Raw genomic sequence first — 14,265 nt, forward strand, 5'->3', positions numbered from 1 at the left:
CTGGAAAATCAGCGCTGGCGGATGCCAAAACTCTGGAATCCCTTGCGCATGACAGGCTTTTTGGAGGAAATGACCCGGCTGTTGACCCCGTTCCAGCCGATTTCGCGTGAAAGCCGCGCATATTCAATCTTCGGGCAGCGGTCCATCACCACCTTGATGCCATGCGCTTCCAGCTTTTTCGCCGCAGCGTCATCGCGAACTGTAAGCTGCATCCAGACAACGCCAGGAAGCGGCTGCATCGCCAGCACTTCATCGACAACGCCGGGAATGGCGGAAGACGGTCGGAATACATCAACCATGTCCACGGGTTCCGGCAGATCGGCGAGACGGGCAACGACCGGCCGACCGGCAATCTCCTTGCCCGCATGGCCCGGATTGACGGGAAACACCGTGTACCCCTTGTCGACGAGGTATTTCGTGACGAAAAAACTCGGTCGCACCTCATTGGCGGATGCGCCGACGATGGCGACGGACTTTACCGTGTTCAGAATGCCGGAAATATAGGCTTCATCATATCTATCGTGGTTCATCATCTCTCCAGTGAAACTCGTGCTCTCACCGCGCCTCAGTCGGGCGACCCTGCACGGCCAAGGGATATGAGAGGCCGATCTCATTCCAGGCACAAACGCGGATCATGTTATGCTTTCCATCAAGAGCTGCCCGTGGAAAACCGAAGGGGTCGAACATGTTGAGATATGCATCACCTGTATTGGCAGCGCTGATCATCGCCAGCCCGGCCGAGGCCATATCCCGTTACACGTCAACTGCCATGAGCTGCACCGAGGCGCAAGCAAGGATCGCATCGGAGGGCGCGGCCATCATGCGGTATCAGTCGCGCCGAACGCCGGGCCTTCCCCTCTATGACCGCTACGTGGCCAATGAGCGGCTTTGCCCGCCGGGCCATACCGGCACGCGCGACCATATTCCCACCGCCGACCGTGCCGCCTGCCCGGTTTTGCGATGCAAACCGGAGTTCCGAGAACGGCATTTTCGACGCCCATGGCACTTCAGCGACCGTTAGAACACATTCGAATTTTTACAAATATTCCAAAAGATCATTTTTATAATAATTATTTTCGGCGATTGAAAATACTTGTCTTCACTTTTGTATAAACATTCGCTTTTTTCCTGAACTGAATACCCACATTACTTTCCTCGCGCCGATACCGGCACCTTTTCAGGAAACGGGATCCGGCGTTTTTTATGTCTGTTCGAAAAAGAGGAAAGTTATGCGTAAGACATTAATTCTTGCGACCAGTATAGGCTTTCTGTTTCCGCAGAACAGCCTACAGGCTTCAGGTCTTGGCTGTTATCAGATTCAGAACGCAATTCAGTCGAATGGAACGCTCATTCTGCGCTATTCTTCGCGCAAGGGCGGGCCAGTTGACCGCTATGACCGCTTCGTCGCCAATCTCGACGAATGCCCCCTGAGCTTCAACACGCTCAAGGCGCGCCGCATACCGACACAGGATGGAAGGGCATGTCCGGTTCACATATGCTGGACCCATGAGTAGAGCATGCCGATTTGGGGGCCAGCAGATGTCCGCGAGCGGTATCCACCGCTCGCGGCGACAGCGTGTTCACCTGCCCTGCCACTCGGGCGCGCGCTTTTCGATAAAGGCACCGATACCTTCTTCAGCGTCCTGTGCCATCATGTTTTCCACCATCACCCGCACCGTGTACTCATAGGCTTGCGCAAGATCCATCTCGGCCTGTTCATAGAAGGCCTCCTTGCCAATCCGAAGTGTCAAAGGTGATTTGGAAGCAATGACTTGCGCGAAATCCATGACAGTCTGATTCAAGCTTTCCTGGGGCACGACCCGGTTGATGAGACCAAAACTCCTGGCCGTTTCCGCATCAATCATCTCGCCTGTCAGCAGCATTTCCATCGCATGTTTGCGCGAGACGTTGCGCGACAGCGCCACCATCGGCGTGGAACAGAAGAGGCCGATATTCACGCCCGGCGTGGCGAATTTGGCTGTCTCGCTCGCCACCGCCAGATCGCAGGAAGCGACGAGCTGACAGCCCGCAGCGGTTGCCACCCCGCTCACTTCGGCGATCACCGGCTTGGGATGACGAACAATCGTCTGCATAACACTGGCGCACAAAAGCATGGTCTTCTCAAAAAACGCCCTGCCCCGGTCTTTCCCAGATCGATGTGCGGTCAGTTCCTTCAGATCGTGGCCGGCGCAGAACACCTTGCCCTCGGAGCGAAGCACGATCACCCGAACGGTTTCGTCCGACTGAGCACGGTCCAGCTCGCCCTTCAGCGCTTCCATCATTCCAATCGAAAGTGCATTGGCCGGTGGACTGGCCAGGGTGATCCTCAGGATCCCGTCGGCCTCGCTCACTGAAACCGGTGCCTTAACGCTCTCATGAACTGCCGCCGCCTCGGCCATGGTCATTCTCCCACTTTATGTACCATCATCACCATAGTGCCGCTTGTGTTGCGCCGGCAATCCGGCAATTGTGCTGTTCGCTAGGCTTTTTAGGGTCAGGAAGCGCGGAGTGAGAGGAAAGCGCCAATGGATGCCACACGCGGGGCGCCCGGAAACGACAACACCACATTCAAGCCGGTCCTGAATGCGGAAGAGGTGAATTGTTATCTCCGCGAGGTTTTTCCGCAAGCCTGCAGCGGAGATCCTGCCGAGTATCGTGCCATCGATATCTGGCCCGGCGGCTGTACGGTCAGGCTCGAAGTCGCCTTCAAGCATCTGCGCCCGGGCGACACCGTGTCGGGCCCCTCGCTTTTCGCGCTCGCAGATATCGGCGGCTATGTCTGCGCACTCTCCCATATTGGCCGCAAGGCCCTCACCGTCACGACCAATCTCAACATCAACTTCATGCGCAAGGCCGGTCCCGGTGTCATAGACGGCCATTGCCGAATTCTCAAACTGGGACGCCGGCTGATGGTGTTCGAGGCTGAACTCGTGGCTGGAGAGGCGAGCGAAACCGTTGCGCACGCAACCGGCACCTACGCAATCCCGCCCGCCAACTGAGCCGATGAGCGACTGGCAAGGGCGAAATCATCTCGGGTTTTGCGGTAATATAATACCTTATTTCTAGGCCTCTGTTTTTATTGGCCTTTTTTCGGGCGCAAAACAAAGAACTGACTTGACGGGTCGGCTGCCCCTCTATAGGAAACCATCGCTGCACCTCAAATGTGGTGCTGCATTGGTTTGCATTGCCTGAGCCTGCCGGGTTTCGACAATGTCAAACACAAGCAACAAGAAACGCCCTGCCTTTGGGCCGGGTTCATGAAAGTGGATAAAGACCCATGAAAACCTTTTCGCAGAAGCCTGCGGAAGTAACGAAGAAGTGGATCCTGATCGACGCTGAAGGCGTTGTCGTCGGCCGTCTCGCTTCCATCGTTGCAAACCGTCTCCGCGGCAAGCACAAGCCCACCTTCACCCCGCATGTGGACGATGGCGACAATGTCATCATCATCAATGCCGACAAGGTTGTGCTGACCGGCAAGAAATACACCGACAAGAAATACTACTGGCACACGGGTCACCCCGGCGGCATCAAGGAGCGCACCGCGCGCCAGCTGCTCGAGGGCCGGTTCCCCGAGCGTCTGCTGGAGAAGGCCGTTGAGCGCATGATCCCGCGCGGTCCGCTTGGCCGCCGCCAGATGAAGAATCTGCGCGTCTACGCCGGCGCCGAGCATCCGCACGCCGCCCAGAACCCGGAGACGCTCGACGTCGCCGCCATGAGCAAGAAGAATGTGAGGGCCCAGTAATGGCCGAAATCAACTCCCTCGAAGAGCTGGGTGCGGCAACCGCTGCGCAGACCGCCGAGCAGGAAGCTCCGGTGCATGTGCAGAAGCTTGACGCCCAGGGCCGCGCTTACGCCACTGGCAAGCGCAAGAACGCCATTGCCCGCGTGTGGGTCAAGCCGGGTTCCGGCAAGATCACCGTCAACGGCAAGGATTTCCAGGCATATTTCGCACGCCCGGTCTTGCAGATGATCCTGCAGCAGCCGATCGTCGCGGCCGACCGCAATGGCCAGTACGACATCGTCGCCACCGTTGTCGGCGGAGGCCTGTCCGGTCAGGGCCGGTGCTGTTCGTCACGGCATCTCCAAGGCTCTGACCCATTACGAGCCGGCGCTGCGTGGCGTCCTCAAGAAGGGTGGCTTCCTGACCCGCGACAGCCGCGTGGTCGAGCGCAAGAAGTACGGCCGGGCAAAGGCTCGCCGCTCGTTCCAGTTCTCCAAGCGCTAGGCTTCCAGAACTGTCGGAAACGAAAAGCGGGCCTTCGGGTCCGCTTTTTTCTTGCGCAGAGTCTGGCTTCACCCTACCCATCGGGATCATCACAGGAGGAGCGCCATGCCGTCGAATTCGATCGACCACGCATTCACCGCCCGCAGCCTGACCGGTGCGGCCAGCGACCCCACCTATGCAGGGGCGCTCTCCTTCATGCGCCGCAAATTCACCAAATCACTGAAGGGCGCCGACGCCGTGGTCTGGGGCATCCCGTTCGATGCTGCCGTCTCCAACCGGCCGGGCGCGCGCTTCGGCCCGCAGGCGATCCGCCGCGCCTCGGCGATCTTCGACAACGATCCGCAATACCCATTTGGCGCGGATCTGTTCGAGACGATGTCCGTCACCGATTATGGCGACTGCCTGCTCGATTACGGCAACCATCAGAAAACGCCGGCGACCATTGAGCGCGAAGCGGCGAAGATTCTCAAATCTGGGGCGTTCGTGCTGTCGCTTGGTGGTGATCATTTCGTCACCTGGCCGCTGTTGAAAGCCCATGCGGCAAAGCACGGCCCCCTCGCCCTCGTCCAGTTCGACGCCCATCAAGACACCTGGCATGACGATGGCAGGCGGATCGACCATGGCTCCTTCGTTGGCCGCGCGGTGCGCGACGGTGTCATCGATCCGGCCGTTTCCATCCAGATCGGCATACGCACCCATGCGCCGGAGGATTGCGGCATCGCCATCCTCCATGGCTATGACGTGGAGGAGATGAAGGCCGGCGAGATTGCCGAAGCCATTCTCTCCCGTGTGGGCCATCGTCCCGCCTATGTGACTTTCGACATTGACTGCCTCGACCCGGCCTTCGCGCCTGGCACCGGAACGCCTGTTGCTGGTGGCCCCTCCAGCGCAAAGATGCTCTCGGTGCTGCGCCAGCTCGGTGCTCTGGAGATTGTCGGCGCGGATATTGTCGAAGTTGCCCCTGCCTATGACCATGCGGATGTGACGGCCATCGCTGGGGCGACCATCGCCATGCACTATCTCGGCCTTCTCGCGGCGCGGAAGCGACGATGAAAGCTGAAGCATCGATTCAGGCGCTTTACGGAATGATTCCGAACGCGTGCGTAACCAGTTGAAATAAGACTCTTTTCCAGGACTGACATCATGACGGCGAAAATCTTCATCGACGGCGAACACGGCACCACCGGCCTGCAGATCAGGGCCCGTCTGGCCGAGCGCCGCGACATCGAGGTGATCTCCATTCCCGCTGAGAAGCGCAAGGATCCGGCAGCGCGTGCGGAATTCCTCAACGCCGCCGACATCGCCATTCTGTGCCTGCCGGACGATGCCGCGCGCGAAAGTGTCTCTCTGATTGAAAGTGAAACGACGCGCGTCATCGATGCCTCCACGGCCCATCGCGTCGCCGAGGGATGGACCTACGGTTTTGCCGAGATGGACAAGGCACAGAGCGAAGCGATCCGCAGTGCAAAGCGTGTCGCCAATCCCGGTTGCTGGCCGCAGGGCTCCATCGCGTTTCTGCGTCCGCTCATCGGTGCGGGCCTTCTGCCCGCCGACCTGCCCGTCACCGTAAACGGTATCTCGGGCTATTCGGGCGGCGGCCGTACCATGATCGAAGACTATGAGGCCAAGGGTGCCGACGCGCCCAAATTCATGCCTTATGGGCTCACACTCAACCACAAGCACCTGCCGGAGCTGCAGACCTATGCGAAGCTTTCCGGTGTGCCGCTGATGCAGCCGGCGGTGGGCAATTTTGCGCAGGGCATGCTGACCGCCCTGCCCCTGCAGCTTGGCCATCTCGAACGCGTGCCTTCGGGCGCGGAACTCCACGCGGCACTCGTTGATCATTATGGAGCGATCAAGGGTGGTGTGGTGCGGGTTGCCCCGCTCGCCGCCATCGAGCGCACAACCGACATCGACCCCCAGATCCATAACGACACCAACACGATGACGCTGCACGTCTTTGCCAACGACACCCGGGCGCAGGCGCTTCTCGTTGCGGTCTACGACAATCTTGGCAAGGGCGCTTCGGGGGCAGCAGTGCAGAACATGGACCTGATGCTCGAAGGGCTGTGAGCCCGTCTCCCGCAGAGGGATCGGTTCCTTTGCCGCAGGCTCAGAACAGCTCGTTGGACGCAGACCACAGAACGCCGTGACGTTCCTCATCCTTCAGGCTTTGCGAGCCGAACTGGTAGCGCGCGCCCAAAATCACATTGTGCGCGCGCGCTATCTCGCCTGAGGCGCCGCCAAGAGACGCGTGAACGGCGTCATAGCGATACCCGCCGAAGGCCGTGACGGGCGTTTCGGAGAAGCGATAATTTCCCGTTGCGCCAAGCGAATAGACATCGAGATCGGCGGAACCATAGCTTACCCGCTCAAGGCCTGCCGCCAGGTCGAAGCGCAGATTGTCCGTGGCATAGAACCTGCCGCCTACTCCCACCGAAATCCGATCGGCACGCACACCGGAATAGGAAACCTGTCCAAGACCAACACGGCCATGGATCGTCACATCATCCAGAAAGACGGCTGCTTCCGCACCTGCGGTCAGGTCCATGGCGTACCGGTCCCCGCCCAGGCGTGAAAGTGCGTTGAACGGGCTTCCCTCATACCGGTTGACGCCGCCAAAAAGACCAATGGCATAGGCTTCCGGGTCACGTAAGTAACCGTGGACGGCTCCTGTCAAAGCCCGGGCATGCCCGTCGCCGACATCAGTGCCGCCATAGCCGATGTCGAACTGGATGTTCGCACCGCGTTCCAGGCTGGTGTTCAGGGAGCCGCGCAATGCCCATTCCGAACCATCGACGCTGGCGCCCAGCGCACTGATTTTGCCATAGCCGAAGCGGGCCTCGGCAAACCCAGAAAGACCATCGTGCAACTCGACCTGATCGGATTGTGGCTGGTCGGGGCTGTAAAATACAGGTTCTGCAAACAGAACCCGGTCGGCATCGGCGGCGCTCGCAACGCCAGAAACAATTGCGCCAACCAAGCCAAGTGAGATGACCCGGAAATGCATACACCCCTCCATAACCATAAGTTGCAGAGACCATAATTTCTGCATGGTTAACGGGAGGTAAAACAGCCCTTTGGCCGCCCACACGTTCACACCAACGGACAGCGCCGTGCCCTGCTGCTGCAGGCCTTTTTCTATGCCCGGCTATACGCCCAGTCATCGTGGTCGCCACCAGCTGATGACGGCAGAGGATAAGGCCCCTTTGCCGCCCGCCAGTGGGCGCAGGCAAAGAACAGGAGCACAAGTGCCATGCCCTGATGGGTCAGGGCCACGTCTATCGGCACGACCATGATGAGTGTGGCAATTCCGATGGCGGCCTGGAGAAGGACCAGCACCGAAAAAAGAATGGCGCGGCGCGCATGGGGGCTTTGCGGCTCCCGGCGGATCACGAACACCATCTGCCAGAGCGCCAGAAGGAGCAGCGCATATGCTCCGAGCCGGTGTATGAACTGCACCATTTTCGGGTTTTCGAAGAAGTTGACCAGAGCCGGTGTCTGCGCAAAAAGACCACCTGGCACGAACGCGCCATCCATCAGCGGCCAGGTGTTGTAGGTCATGCCTGCGCGCAGGGCCGGCGACCAGACCACCCAGATAGATCTGGAACAGAACGGCGATCACCATCCAGCCGGCGAAGCGACGCACGCCCTGATGTGCCGCTCCCGCAGAGTGAGGTGCAAGCCCACGGGCCACAAGCGCCGTGGCGGCAAAAATCAGGCAGGCGATGGTGAGGTGTGTTGCAAGCCGGTATTGGCTCACGTCAACCCGGTCCACAAGGCCCGAAGCAACCATCCACCAACCCACGGCGCCCTGCAGACCGCCCAGCGCCAGAATGCCCAAAAGCTTCGGTTTGAGATTGCTTTCCAGCCGCCCCGTCAGCCAGAAAAACGCGAGGGGCAGCGCAAAGACGAACCCGACACCGCGCGCCAGGAGCCGGTGCGCCCACTCCCACCAGAAGATGGTCTTGAAATCATCAAGGCTCATGCCCTTGTTGATCTGCTGATATTCCGGGATCTGGCGGTATTTTTCGAGTTCCTCATGCCATTCGGCCTCGCTCAGCGGAGGGATGACACCGTGGATCGGCTTCCACTCGGTGATGGAAAGCCCCGATTCCGTCAGTCGGGTCGCCCCGCCGACGATCACGAGGGCAAAAAGAGTCAACAGCACGAAATAGAGCCAGAATCGGACGAGTTTGCGGTTGTGCAGAAGTATGTCCTGCGAGACCTGCGCACCCGCGGAACTGGAAACGGTCATATCCACAGCGTCAGCCATCATTGTTACGGAACCCTGCCAGTAGGTGGACCAAAGGCCAGGAACTTGCAAGCCGAAGGCCGCCTTGCGCGACAAGCCGTCGCGCAGGGGAAGAACCGCGATTGCATCGTTTGGCCGCGCGCTTTAAGAAGCGTGCGAAAGGTTTCTTGAATGCCCGTTCGCCTGCGAAAATTCATCGGCATGATCGCGCTTGTCGCGCTGGTTATCGTCTATGCCATTCTCTCCACGGCAATCGCCGTGGCGCAGCTGGCCGAGTCCGGCGCGTTTGTGCATCTTGCCTACTTTCTTCTGACGGGCCTTCTGTGGATCGTACCGGCCATGTTCATCATTCGCTGGATGATCGGCAAGCCGCAGGATCCCTCCTGAGCGTCGATCATTCCTTCATTTTTTACCGCTATTGATCAGTTATGGATCGACAGGCGCCGCCCAATTGGCGGTGTCGTGAGTTGCGGTGGATAATGACATTTGCAAAGCAGCCAGACCCGGCGCCAGGTTCCAGCCATCACCTGCACGACGGCCTCCATGTCGAGGTGTGTGCGGCCGATGCATCGGCCATAGAGCGCTACCGTTCCGACAGTCTCCACGCCGGGTTCATGCCGGCGCAAAGTCCCGACTGGATTTCCGCATGGGCAAGACACATGCGCGAAGCACCGATCATTGCAAGGCTTGCCGACGCCCACGGCCATCTGATGAGTCTGGTGCTGGAGACGGCACGCCAGGGGCCCTTTGTGACCGCCCGTTTTGTCGGCGACCGCCATGCCAACGGGAATTTCCCCCTGCTTGATCGCCGGGTTCGAGACGGCCTTTCCCCGCAACATCTCGACATGCTGCGCGAAGGCATTCGCCGTGTGCGGCCCGACATCGACCTTCTGGCCCTGGAGCGGCAGTTGCGTTGCCTGGGAGACCAGACCAATCCGCTTCTTGCCTGGCCCCATGGCGACAGTCCCAATGTTTCACTGGCGGTCGATCTGGATGGCGGGTTCGATGCCGTTCTGGCGCGCGCAAGCGGCAAGCGCAAACGCAAGCAGCACCGCTCTCAGGCACGAAAGCTGGAAGCTGCCGGCGGCTACCGGCGTATCAGGGCGGCAACCCCTGAAGAAGCCGCTTCAATGCTCGACGCTTTTTTTGAAATGAAAGCGCACCGCTTTGCCAGGATGGGCATTCATGACGTCTTTGCACCGCATCACGTCAGGTCCGCATTTCATGCGCTTTTTGGTGAAGCCACCGCCGAGCCTGATCCGAAATTCGTCCTGCACGGTCTGGAGGTCGCAGGAAAACTGCGAGCGATCACCGGCTCCAGCCGCGCAGGCAGCCGCATCATCTGTGAGTTCAGTTCCATCTCCGACGATGAACTCACGGAGGCCAGCCCCGGCCGTTTCCTCTTCTATCAGAACATTGAGGAGGCCTGCGCAGAAGGCCTGGAGCTATATGATTTCAGCGTGGGCGATGAATATTACAAACGCCTCTGGTGCGATGTGGAAACGATCCAGTTCGACACATTCGTGCCCATGACGCTGAAGGGTAAAAGTCTTGCGGGTGCGACCAGCGGGTTTGCCCGCCTCAAGCGGCTCATCAATGGCAGTCCGAGACTGTGGTCGCTGGTCAAGACCGCCCGGCGCAGCACCTCATGGCTGCGCCGCTGACGGTGTTTCAGGTACCCTAGGCCGCATCCCGCCCGGGGGGAGCCGGGGGCATTGTATGCCCTGCAGCCGACACGAGGATGGGATCGGCCACACCGGAATCGCGCAGATCGTCAAGTATCTGCGCTGCCAGGTCCACCTCGTCGGGATTGAGCACACTCACCAGAACTTCCGTGCCGCCAGAAAGCAGGCGCCCGACGGCCTGTGCATCCGTGGGGCCGCACTCGACGACAACGACGTCATAGGCAGCACTTAACGATTCCATGATGATGGGCAGCCGGTCGGCTGCGCGCATGGCCTTTGCCGGATCCGCCGTTCCCACGGGGATGATGTGGCTCTCGGAGAAAAGGTCCGTATAGATCACATCGCCAAACTGCGCTTCGGAACTCAGCAGATTTGTTATGCCGGGATATGCAACGCTCTCCAGCATCGGCAGCGAAGCAGCACCGGACGCAGTGAGATCGAGCAACACCACGCGCAGCCCCGAGTCAGCCACATCCCGCGCCACCAGCACCGAAGCCGCTGCCCCCTCATCGCCTTCCGGTGAGATGAAAAGCGCGCGCGTGGCGCCGCCGGTGACCAGCCTTTCGGCGGCCTGTTCGATGCCAACACCGTCAACGCCACCGCGCTGCCAGGGCCATTCCGGCACCCGCGTTTCCTCCCCGGAGGCGTCCGCCGGTTCCATCGGATGTTGCGGCAAATGCGGTTCCGGCTCCTGCGTGGCCAGATTCATTGGAGGCTCGGCGCGCGGCATGCGAACCGCACCGGGGACAGGAGCGCTCACCCGGCCGGTCGGTCGCATGGCACGCCCACTCGCCAGCTCCTGAAGGAGGGTAAAGATCGCCATGACCAGAAGCGATGCCACGAAGGCTGCCACGGTCACGGGAAGGATTTTGGGAAAATATGGTTCGCTGGGGGTGATTGCGCGCGAAAAGATTCTGACATCAGCCGGTAGGTAGTTGCGATCACTGCGCGAGGCAGCTTCGCGGTACCGCGTCAGGTAGGATTCCAGAAGTTCGCGCTGAGCAGCCGCTTCCCGCTCGAGTGCCCGCAGTTCCACCTGTTCCTCTTCGGCCATGGCAGAATTGGCCTTCAGCCGGTTCAGCTCCGCCGTCAGTTCCTCTTCGCGTCGCTGTGCGGTCGCCGCCTCCGATTCAAAACCAGCCAGAACCTTGTTGGCCTCACTTCTGATCTGCGCATCCAGATCGCCGAGCTGCGAGCGCAACGCGCGAATGCGTGGATGATTGTCGAGAAGCGATGTGGACAGATCCGCAATCTGTGCATTGAGTTCAACCTGCCGTTCCCGCAGGCGCTGAATGAGGGGCGAAGCCATGACTTCCGGCAGGTTCTCGACTGAGGCGCCACGCTCCAGAGCGCTGCGGATGGAGGCAGCCTGGGCTGCCGCCGCCGACCGGTTTGCGCGCGTGCGCGACAGCTCGCTCGAAATTTCCGCCAATTGCTGTGTGGCAAGCACCGTGTTGTTCTGCCCGAGGAGCAAGTCGGACTGGCTGCGGTATTCCGCCACCCTGGCTTCGGCCTCCTTCACCCGCTCGCGCAGATCCTTGATTTCCGGCTCAAGCCACTGGGTCGCACTGGTGTTCGACTGGAGCTTGGCATCGCTCTGCATGGCCACATAGGCGTCGGCCACGGCATTTGGGATTTGAGCCGCAAGCTTGGGATCAGCAGATGAGAATTCGATCACGATCACCCGGGAATTCTCAACACGATAGACGGACAGACGCTCACGGAACTCGCGAAGAACACGTTCTTCGGCGGTGCCTTCAACCGGAGCGCTCTTCAGCCCCGCCATAACCAGAAGCCCCGACAGCAAGGAGCCCTTTTGCCCGGAGAATTCCCCACGGTTTGCGAGATTGAACTCCTCGGCGACATCGGTGAGAATCTTGGTGGATGTTATCAGCTCAACCTGACTGGCTACTCCCTCCCCATCGAGGATTGGGCGATCGCCACTGTCGAGTCCCTCTGGACGGGTGTAGATGGATTCGCGCGTCTCAATGAGAAGCCGGGTCTGGGCACGATATTGCGGCGTCATCATGTAGAGCGCGGCAAACACAAGCCCCGTAATGATGAGCGAGGCTATCAGAATCCGGGCCCACTGGCGCCGCATTCCTGCCAGCAGTCGACCAAGGTCGACATCCACATCCCCATGCGCGATCTGATCGCTGTTCATCAAACTGGCTCCCAATATGCTTGGTGCCAAGGTAAACACGCATAGTAACCAGCCGGTTAAAGTGCGCCTGACGGGCGATCCGATGGAACATGCCCGTTATGCGCGTATAATTGCGCACTTTACCCGACATTAACCCTAACGGATGGATAAGACCAACAGGTGCCTGCTCTGCGGGTCACAAATGACGTCAGAGGTTTGCAGTCGGTCATGAAGAAAACAGCCAAACTCTTGCCTGCGCTTGCCGCGCTCGCCCTTGTTGCGGGGTGCTCGGGATACCGGCCCGCCCCTGCAGCTTTCCACGAGGCGCTGTACCAGCCTTACGTTCTGGATGCCGGCGATACGCTGAGGATCACGGTTTTCGATCAGGACAACCTCACCAACACCTACAGCATCGATCAGGCAGGCTATATCGCCTTTCCGTTGATCGGCTCCGTTCCGGCCCGCGGAAAGACGTCCAAACAGGTCGAGAAATCCATTGCCACACGGCTGAAACAGGGCTACCTGCGCGATCCTGACGTTACCGTCGAGATCGACCGGTACAGGCCTGTTTTCGTGATGGGTGAAGTTGGCGCTCCGGGCCAATATTCTTATGTGCCCGGGATGACGGTGCAGAAGGCCGTCGCGGCTGCCGGTGGGTTCAGCCCACGCGCCAATCAGGGCAATGTCGACATCACCCGAGACATCAACGGCAAGGTCATGACAGGCCGGGTTGTCACTTCAGATCCACTGCTTCCAGGTGATACGGTTTATGTCCGTGAACGCCTGTTCTGAGGCAGGCACGCCAGCCAGGCCGAACGCCAGGTCATCGAATGCCCCGTTGCGGATCGTTCACTGTTTCCGCTCGCCGGTCGGTGGCATATTTCGCCATGTGCGCGATCTCTGCCAGGCGCAGCAGGCTGCCGGCCACCAGGTGGGGATCATCTGTGATTCCACCACTGGCGGCGCCTATGAAAACCGCCTCATTGCAGCGCTCGGGCCCCACCTTTCGCTAGGGGTGCGGCGCACTCCCATGCAGCGCCATATCGGGCTCGGCGACCTGACGGCAGCCGGACGCGCCTGCGCCGCACTGCGCGAAATGCGCCCCGATGTGGTGCATGGGCACGGTGCCAAGGGCGGGGTATATGCCAGAGTGTTCGGCACGCTGATGCGGCTGTCGGGTCAGAAGCCATCGCGGATCTATTCCCCGCATGGCGGCAGCCTGCACTACGCCGCTCAGACAATGACGGGTCGGTTCTTTTTCATGATCGAACGTTTCCTCGACCGTCTGAGCGACCATATCCTGTTTGTTTCCGAGTACGAACGCAAAACATTCGAGACCAAGGTCGGCGTGCCACACGCGCCCTGCACGCTCGTCTACAATGGCCTGACCGAAGAGGAGTTTCAGCCGGTATCGACCACCGGCAATGCCGCCGATTTTCTCTACATCGGGATGATGCGCGACCTGAAGGGGCCGGATCTCTTCATCGATGCCCTCGCAATGGCACAGAAACGGCTGAACCGTGAGCTTTCAGCCGTGATGGTGGGGGATGGCGACGACAAGGGGCGCTACATGGCTCAGGCGCTGGAGCTTGGCTTTGGAGAGCGCATCCGCTTTCTGCCTGCCATGCCAGCCCGCGAAGCCTTCGGCATGGCGCGCTTTATGGTGGTTCCATCGAGAGCAGAGGCCATGCCTTATATCGTTCTTGAAGCGCTTGCTGCAGGACGCACGCTGATTGCCAGCGCGGTCGGCGGCATTCCCGAGATATTCGGCAACGGTTCCATGGCGCTCACGGCTCCCGACGCCCAGTCGATCGCACACAAGATGGTTTTCGCGATGGAAAACCCTGACGCTTTCCATGCGGCGATGCCCACCCTCGAGCAATTGCGCGCACGCTTTGGCGCCGATGTTATGGCGCGGACCATCGAGAAGGCCTATCGCTCAAGCCTTTGAAAGTAA

14 protein-coding genes and 2 pseudogenes are annotated in these 14,265 nt (G+C 60.0%); 11 read left to right on the plus strand and 5 right to left on the minus strand.

Translation table 11 applies throughout. The features are described 5' to 3' along the window. Window positions 1–8: 8 nt before the first annotated feature. Window positions 9–530: a CoA-binding protein gene (locus AB2N04_RS13650; protein WP_367714970.1), complete on the minus strand. Its 522-nt coding sequence runs from the start codon at window positions 528–530 to the stop codon at window positions 9–11. Between the two features lie 155 nt (window positions 531–685). Here AB2N04_RS13650 and AB2N04_RS13655 point away from each other — a divergent pair, with 155 nt between their 5' ends. Next, complete coding sequence (locus AB2N04_RS13655; RefSeq protein ID WP_367714971.1) at window positions 686–1,021, plus strand: hypothetical protein; 336 nt, start codon at window positions 686–688, stop codon at window positions 1,019–1,021. 208 nt (window positions 1,022–1,229) lie between these two features. Continuing rightward, window positions 1,230–1,514, plus strand: a complete 285-nt coding sequence (locus AB2N04_RS13660) for a hypothetical protein (RefSeq protein WP_367714972.1) — start codon at window positions 1,230–1,232, stop codon at window positions 1,512–1,514. A gap of 66 nt (window positions 1,515–1,580) precedes the next feature. On the opposite strand, the gene AB2N04_RS13665 is transcribed toward AB2N04_RS13660, so the two are convergent. Continuing rightward, a complete protein-coding gene (locus AB2N04_RS13665; RefSeq protein WP_367714973.1) occupies window positions 1,581–2,399 on the minus strand; it encodes an enoyl-CoA hydratase in 819 nt (272 codons plus the stop codon). A gap of 126 nt (window positions 2,400–2,525) precedes the next feature. Here AB2N04_RS13665 and AB2N04_RS13670 point away from each other — a divergent pair, with 126 nt between their 5' ends. The 5 genes and pseudogenes from AB2N04_RS13670 (at window position 2,526) to argC (ending at window position 6,298) form a co-directional block, all read left to right on the plus strand. Beyond that, window positions 2,526–2,999 (plus strand): PaaI family thioesterase, encoded by a 474-nt coding sequence (locus tag AB2N04_RS13670; protein WP_367714974.1) that lies wholly within the window; start codon window positions 2,526–2,528, stop codon window positions 2,997–2,999. A 278-nt stretch (window positions 3,000–3,277) separates the two neighbouring features. Then, the gene (gene rplM / locus AB2N04_RS13675) at window positions 3,278–3,742 is read left to right on the plus strand and encodes a 50S ribosomal protein L13 (RefSeq protein ID WP_007007923.1); all 465 of its coding nucleotides are present in this window, start codon (window positions 3,278–3,280) and stop codon (window positions 3,740–3,742) included. Further along, window positions 3,742–4,225 (plus strand): annotated as a pseudogene (rpsI, locus tag AB2N04_RS13680) (30S ribosomal protein S9). Before rplM ends, rpsI begins: the two are co-directional and overlap by 1 nt. 105 nt (window positions 4,226–4,330) lie before the next feature. Continuing rightward, window positions 4,331–5,278: an agmatinase gene (gene speB, locus AB2N04_RS13685; RefSeq protein WP_367714975.1), complete on the plus strand. Its 948-nt coding sequence runs from the start codon at window positions 4,331–4,333 to the stop codon at window positions 5,276–5,278. Window positions 5,279–5,368: 90 nt separating this feature from the next. Next, window positions 5,369–6,298 (plus strand): N-acetyl-gamma-glutamyl-phosphate reductase, encoded by a 930-nt coding sequence (argC, locus tag AB2N04_RS13690; RefSeq protein WP_367714976.1) that lies wholly within the window; start codon window positions 5,369–5,371, stop codon window positions 6,296–6,298. Between the two features lie 40 nt (window positions 6,299–6,338). Here argC and AB2N04_RS13695 read toward each other — a convergent pair whose 3' ends face one another. Both AB2N04_RS13695 and AB2N04_RS13700 read right to left on the minus strand, forming a co-directional pair. After that, a complete protein-coding gene (locus AB2N04_RS13695) occupies window positions 6,339–7,235 on the minus strand; it encodes a hypothetical protein (RefSeq protein WP_367714977.1) in 897 nt (298 codons plus the stop codon). A 131-nt stretch (window positions 7,236–7,366) separates the two neighbouring features. Continuing rightward, window positions 7,367–8,483 (minus strand): annotated as a pseudogene (locus AB2N04_RS13700) (COX15/CtaA family protein). Between the two features lie 168 nt (window positions 8,484–8,651). Between AB2N04_RS13700 and AB2N04_RS13705 the strand changes: the two are divergent. Both AB2N04_RS13705 and AB2N04_RS13710 read left to right on the plus strand, forming a co-directional pair. Beyond that, a complete protein-coding gene (locus AB2N04_RS13705; RefSeq protein WP_367714978.1) occupies window positions 8,652–8,867 on the plus strand; it encodes a DUF2842 domain-containing protein in 216 nt (71 codons plus the stop codon). 92 nt (window positions 8,868–8,959) lie between these two features. Beyond that, window positions 8,960–10,144 (plus strand): GNAT family N-acetyltransferase, encoded by a 1,185-nt coding sequence (locus tag AB2N04_RS13710; RefSeq protein WP_367714979.1) that lies wholly within the window; start codon window positions 8,960–8,962, stop codon window positions 10,142–10,144. A 16-nt stretch (window positions 10,145–10,160) separates the two neighbouring features. Here AB2N04_RS13710 and AB2N04_RS13715 read toward each other — a convergent pair whose 3' ends face one another. After that, a complete protein-coding gene (locus AB2N04_RS13715) occupies window positions 10,161–12,329 on the minus strand; it encodes a GumC family protein (protein ID WP_367714980.1) in 2,169 nt (722 codons plus the stop codon). 207 nt (window positions 12,330–12,536) lie between these two features. Between AB2N04_RS13715 and AB2N04_RS13720 the strand changes: the two genes are divergently transcribed. Together AB2N04_RS13720 and AB2N04_RS13725 are read left to right on the plus strand one after the other, a co-directional pair. Continuing rightward, on the plus strand, window positions 12,537–13,100 hold the full coding sequence (locus tag AB2N04_RS13720) for a polysaccharide biosynthesis/export family protein (protein ID WP_367714981.1): 564 nt from the start codon (window positions 12,537–12,539) through the stop codon (window positions 13,098–13,100). After that, complete coding sequence (locus AB2N04_RS13725; RefSeq protein WP_367714982.1) at window positions 13,078–14,259, plus strand: glycosyltransferase family 4 protein; 1,182 nt, start codon at window positions 13,078–13,080, stop codon at window positions 14,257–14,259. The genes AB2N04_RS13720 and AB2N04_RS13725 overlap by 23 nt, the downstream gene beginning before the upstream one ends. The last annotated feature ends 6 nt before the right edge of the window (window positions 14,260–14,265 follow it).

The organism is Nitratireductor sp. GISD-1A_MAKvit (genome assembly GCF_040819555.1).
GTDB lineage: Bacteria > Pseudomonadota > Alphaproteobacteria > Rhizobiales > Rhizobiaceae > Nitratireductor.

What these genes read in the sequence shown, in the direction of transcription:
- AB2N04_RS13650 (WP_367714970.1), bottom strand. Translation starts at nt 530, where the DNA reads ATGAACCACGATAGATATGATGAAGCCTATATTTCCGGCATTCTGAAC.
- AB2N04_RS13655 (WP_367714971.1), top strand. Translation starts at nt 686, where the DNA reads ATGTTGAGATATGCATCACCTGTATTGGCAGCGCTGATCATCGCCAGC.
- AB2N04_RS13660 (WP_367714972.1), top strand. Translation starts at nt 1,230, where the DNA reads ATGCGTAAGACATTAATTCTTGCGACCAGTATAGGCTTTCTGTTTCCG.
- AB2N04_RS13665 (WP_367714973.1), bottom strand. Translation starts at nt 2,399, where the DNA reads ATGGCCGAGGCGGCGGCAGTTCATGAGAGCGTTAAGGCACCGGTTTCA.
- AB2N04_RS13670 (WP_367714974.1), top strand. Translation starts at nt 2,526, where the DNA reads ATGGATGCCACACGCGGGGCGCCCGGAAACGACAACACCACATTCAAG.
- rplM (WP_007007923.1), top strand. Translation starts at nt 3,278, where the DNA reads ATGAAAACCTTTTCGCAGAAGCCTGCGGAAGTAACGAAGAAGTGGATC.
- speB (WP_367714975.1), top strand. Translation starts at nt 4,331, where the DNA reads ATGCCGTCGAATTCGATCGACCACGCATTCACCGCCCGCAGCCTGACC.
- argC (WP_367714976.1), top strand. Translation starts at nt 5,369, where the DNA reads ATGACGGCGAAAATCTTCATCGACGGCGAACACGGCACCACCGGCCTG.
- AB2N04_RS13695 (WP_367714977.1), bottom strand. Translation starts at nt 7,235, where the DNA reads ATGCATTTCCGGGTCATCTCACTTGGCTTGGTTGGCGCAATTGTTTCT.
- AB2N04_RS13705 (WP_367714978.1), top strand. Translation starts at nt 8,652, where the DNA reads ATGCCCGTTCGCCTGCGAAAATTCATCGGCATGATCGCGCTTGTCGCG.
- AB2N04_RS13710 (WP_367714979.1), top strand. Translation starts at nt 8,960, where the DNA reads ATGACATTTGCAAAGCAGCCAGACCCGGCGCCAGGTTCCAGCCATCAC.
- AB2N04_RS13715 (WP_367714980.1), bottom strand. Translation starts at nt 12,329, where the DNA reads ATGAACAGCGATCAGATCGCGCATGGGGATGTGGATGTCGACCTTGGT.
- AB2N04_RS13720 (WP_367714981.1), top strand. Translation starts at nt 12,537, where the DNA reads ATGAAGAAAACAGCCAAACTCTTGCCTGCGCTTGCCGCGCTCGCCCTT.
- AB2N04_RS13725 (WP_367714982.1), top strand. Translation starts at nt 13,078, where the DNA reads ATGTCCGTGAACGCCTGTTCTGAGGCAGGCACGCCAGCCAGGCCGAAC.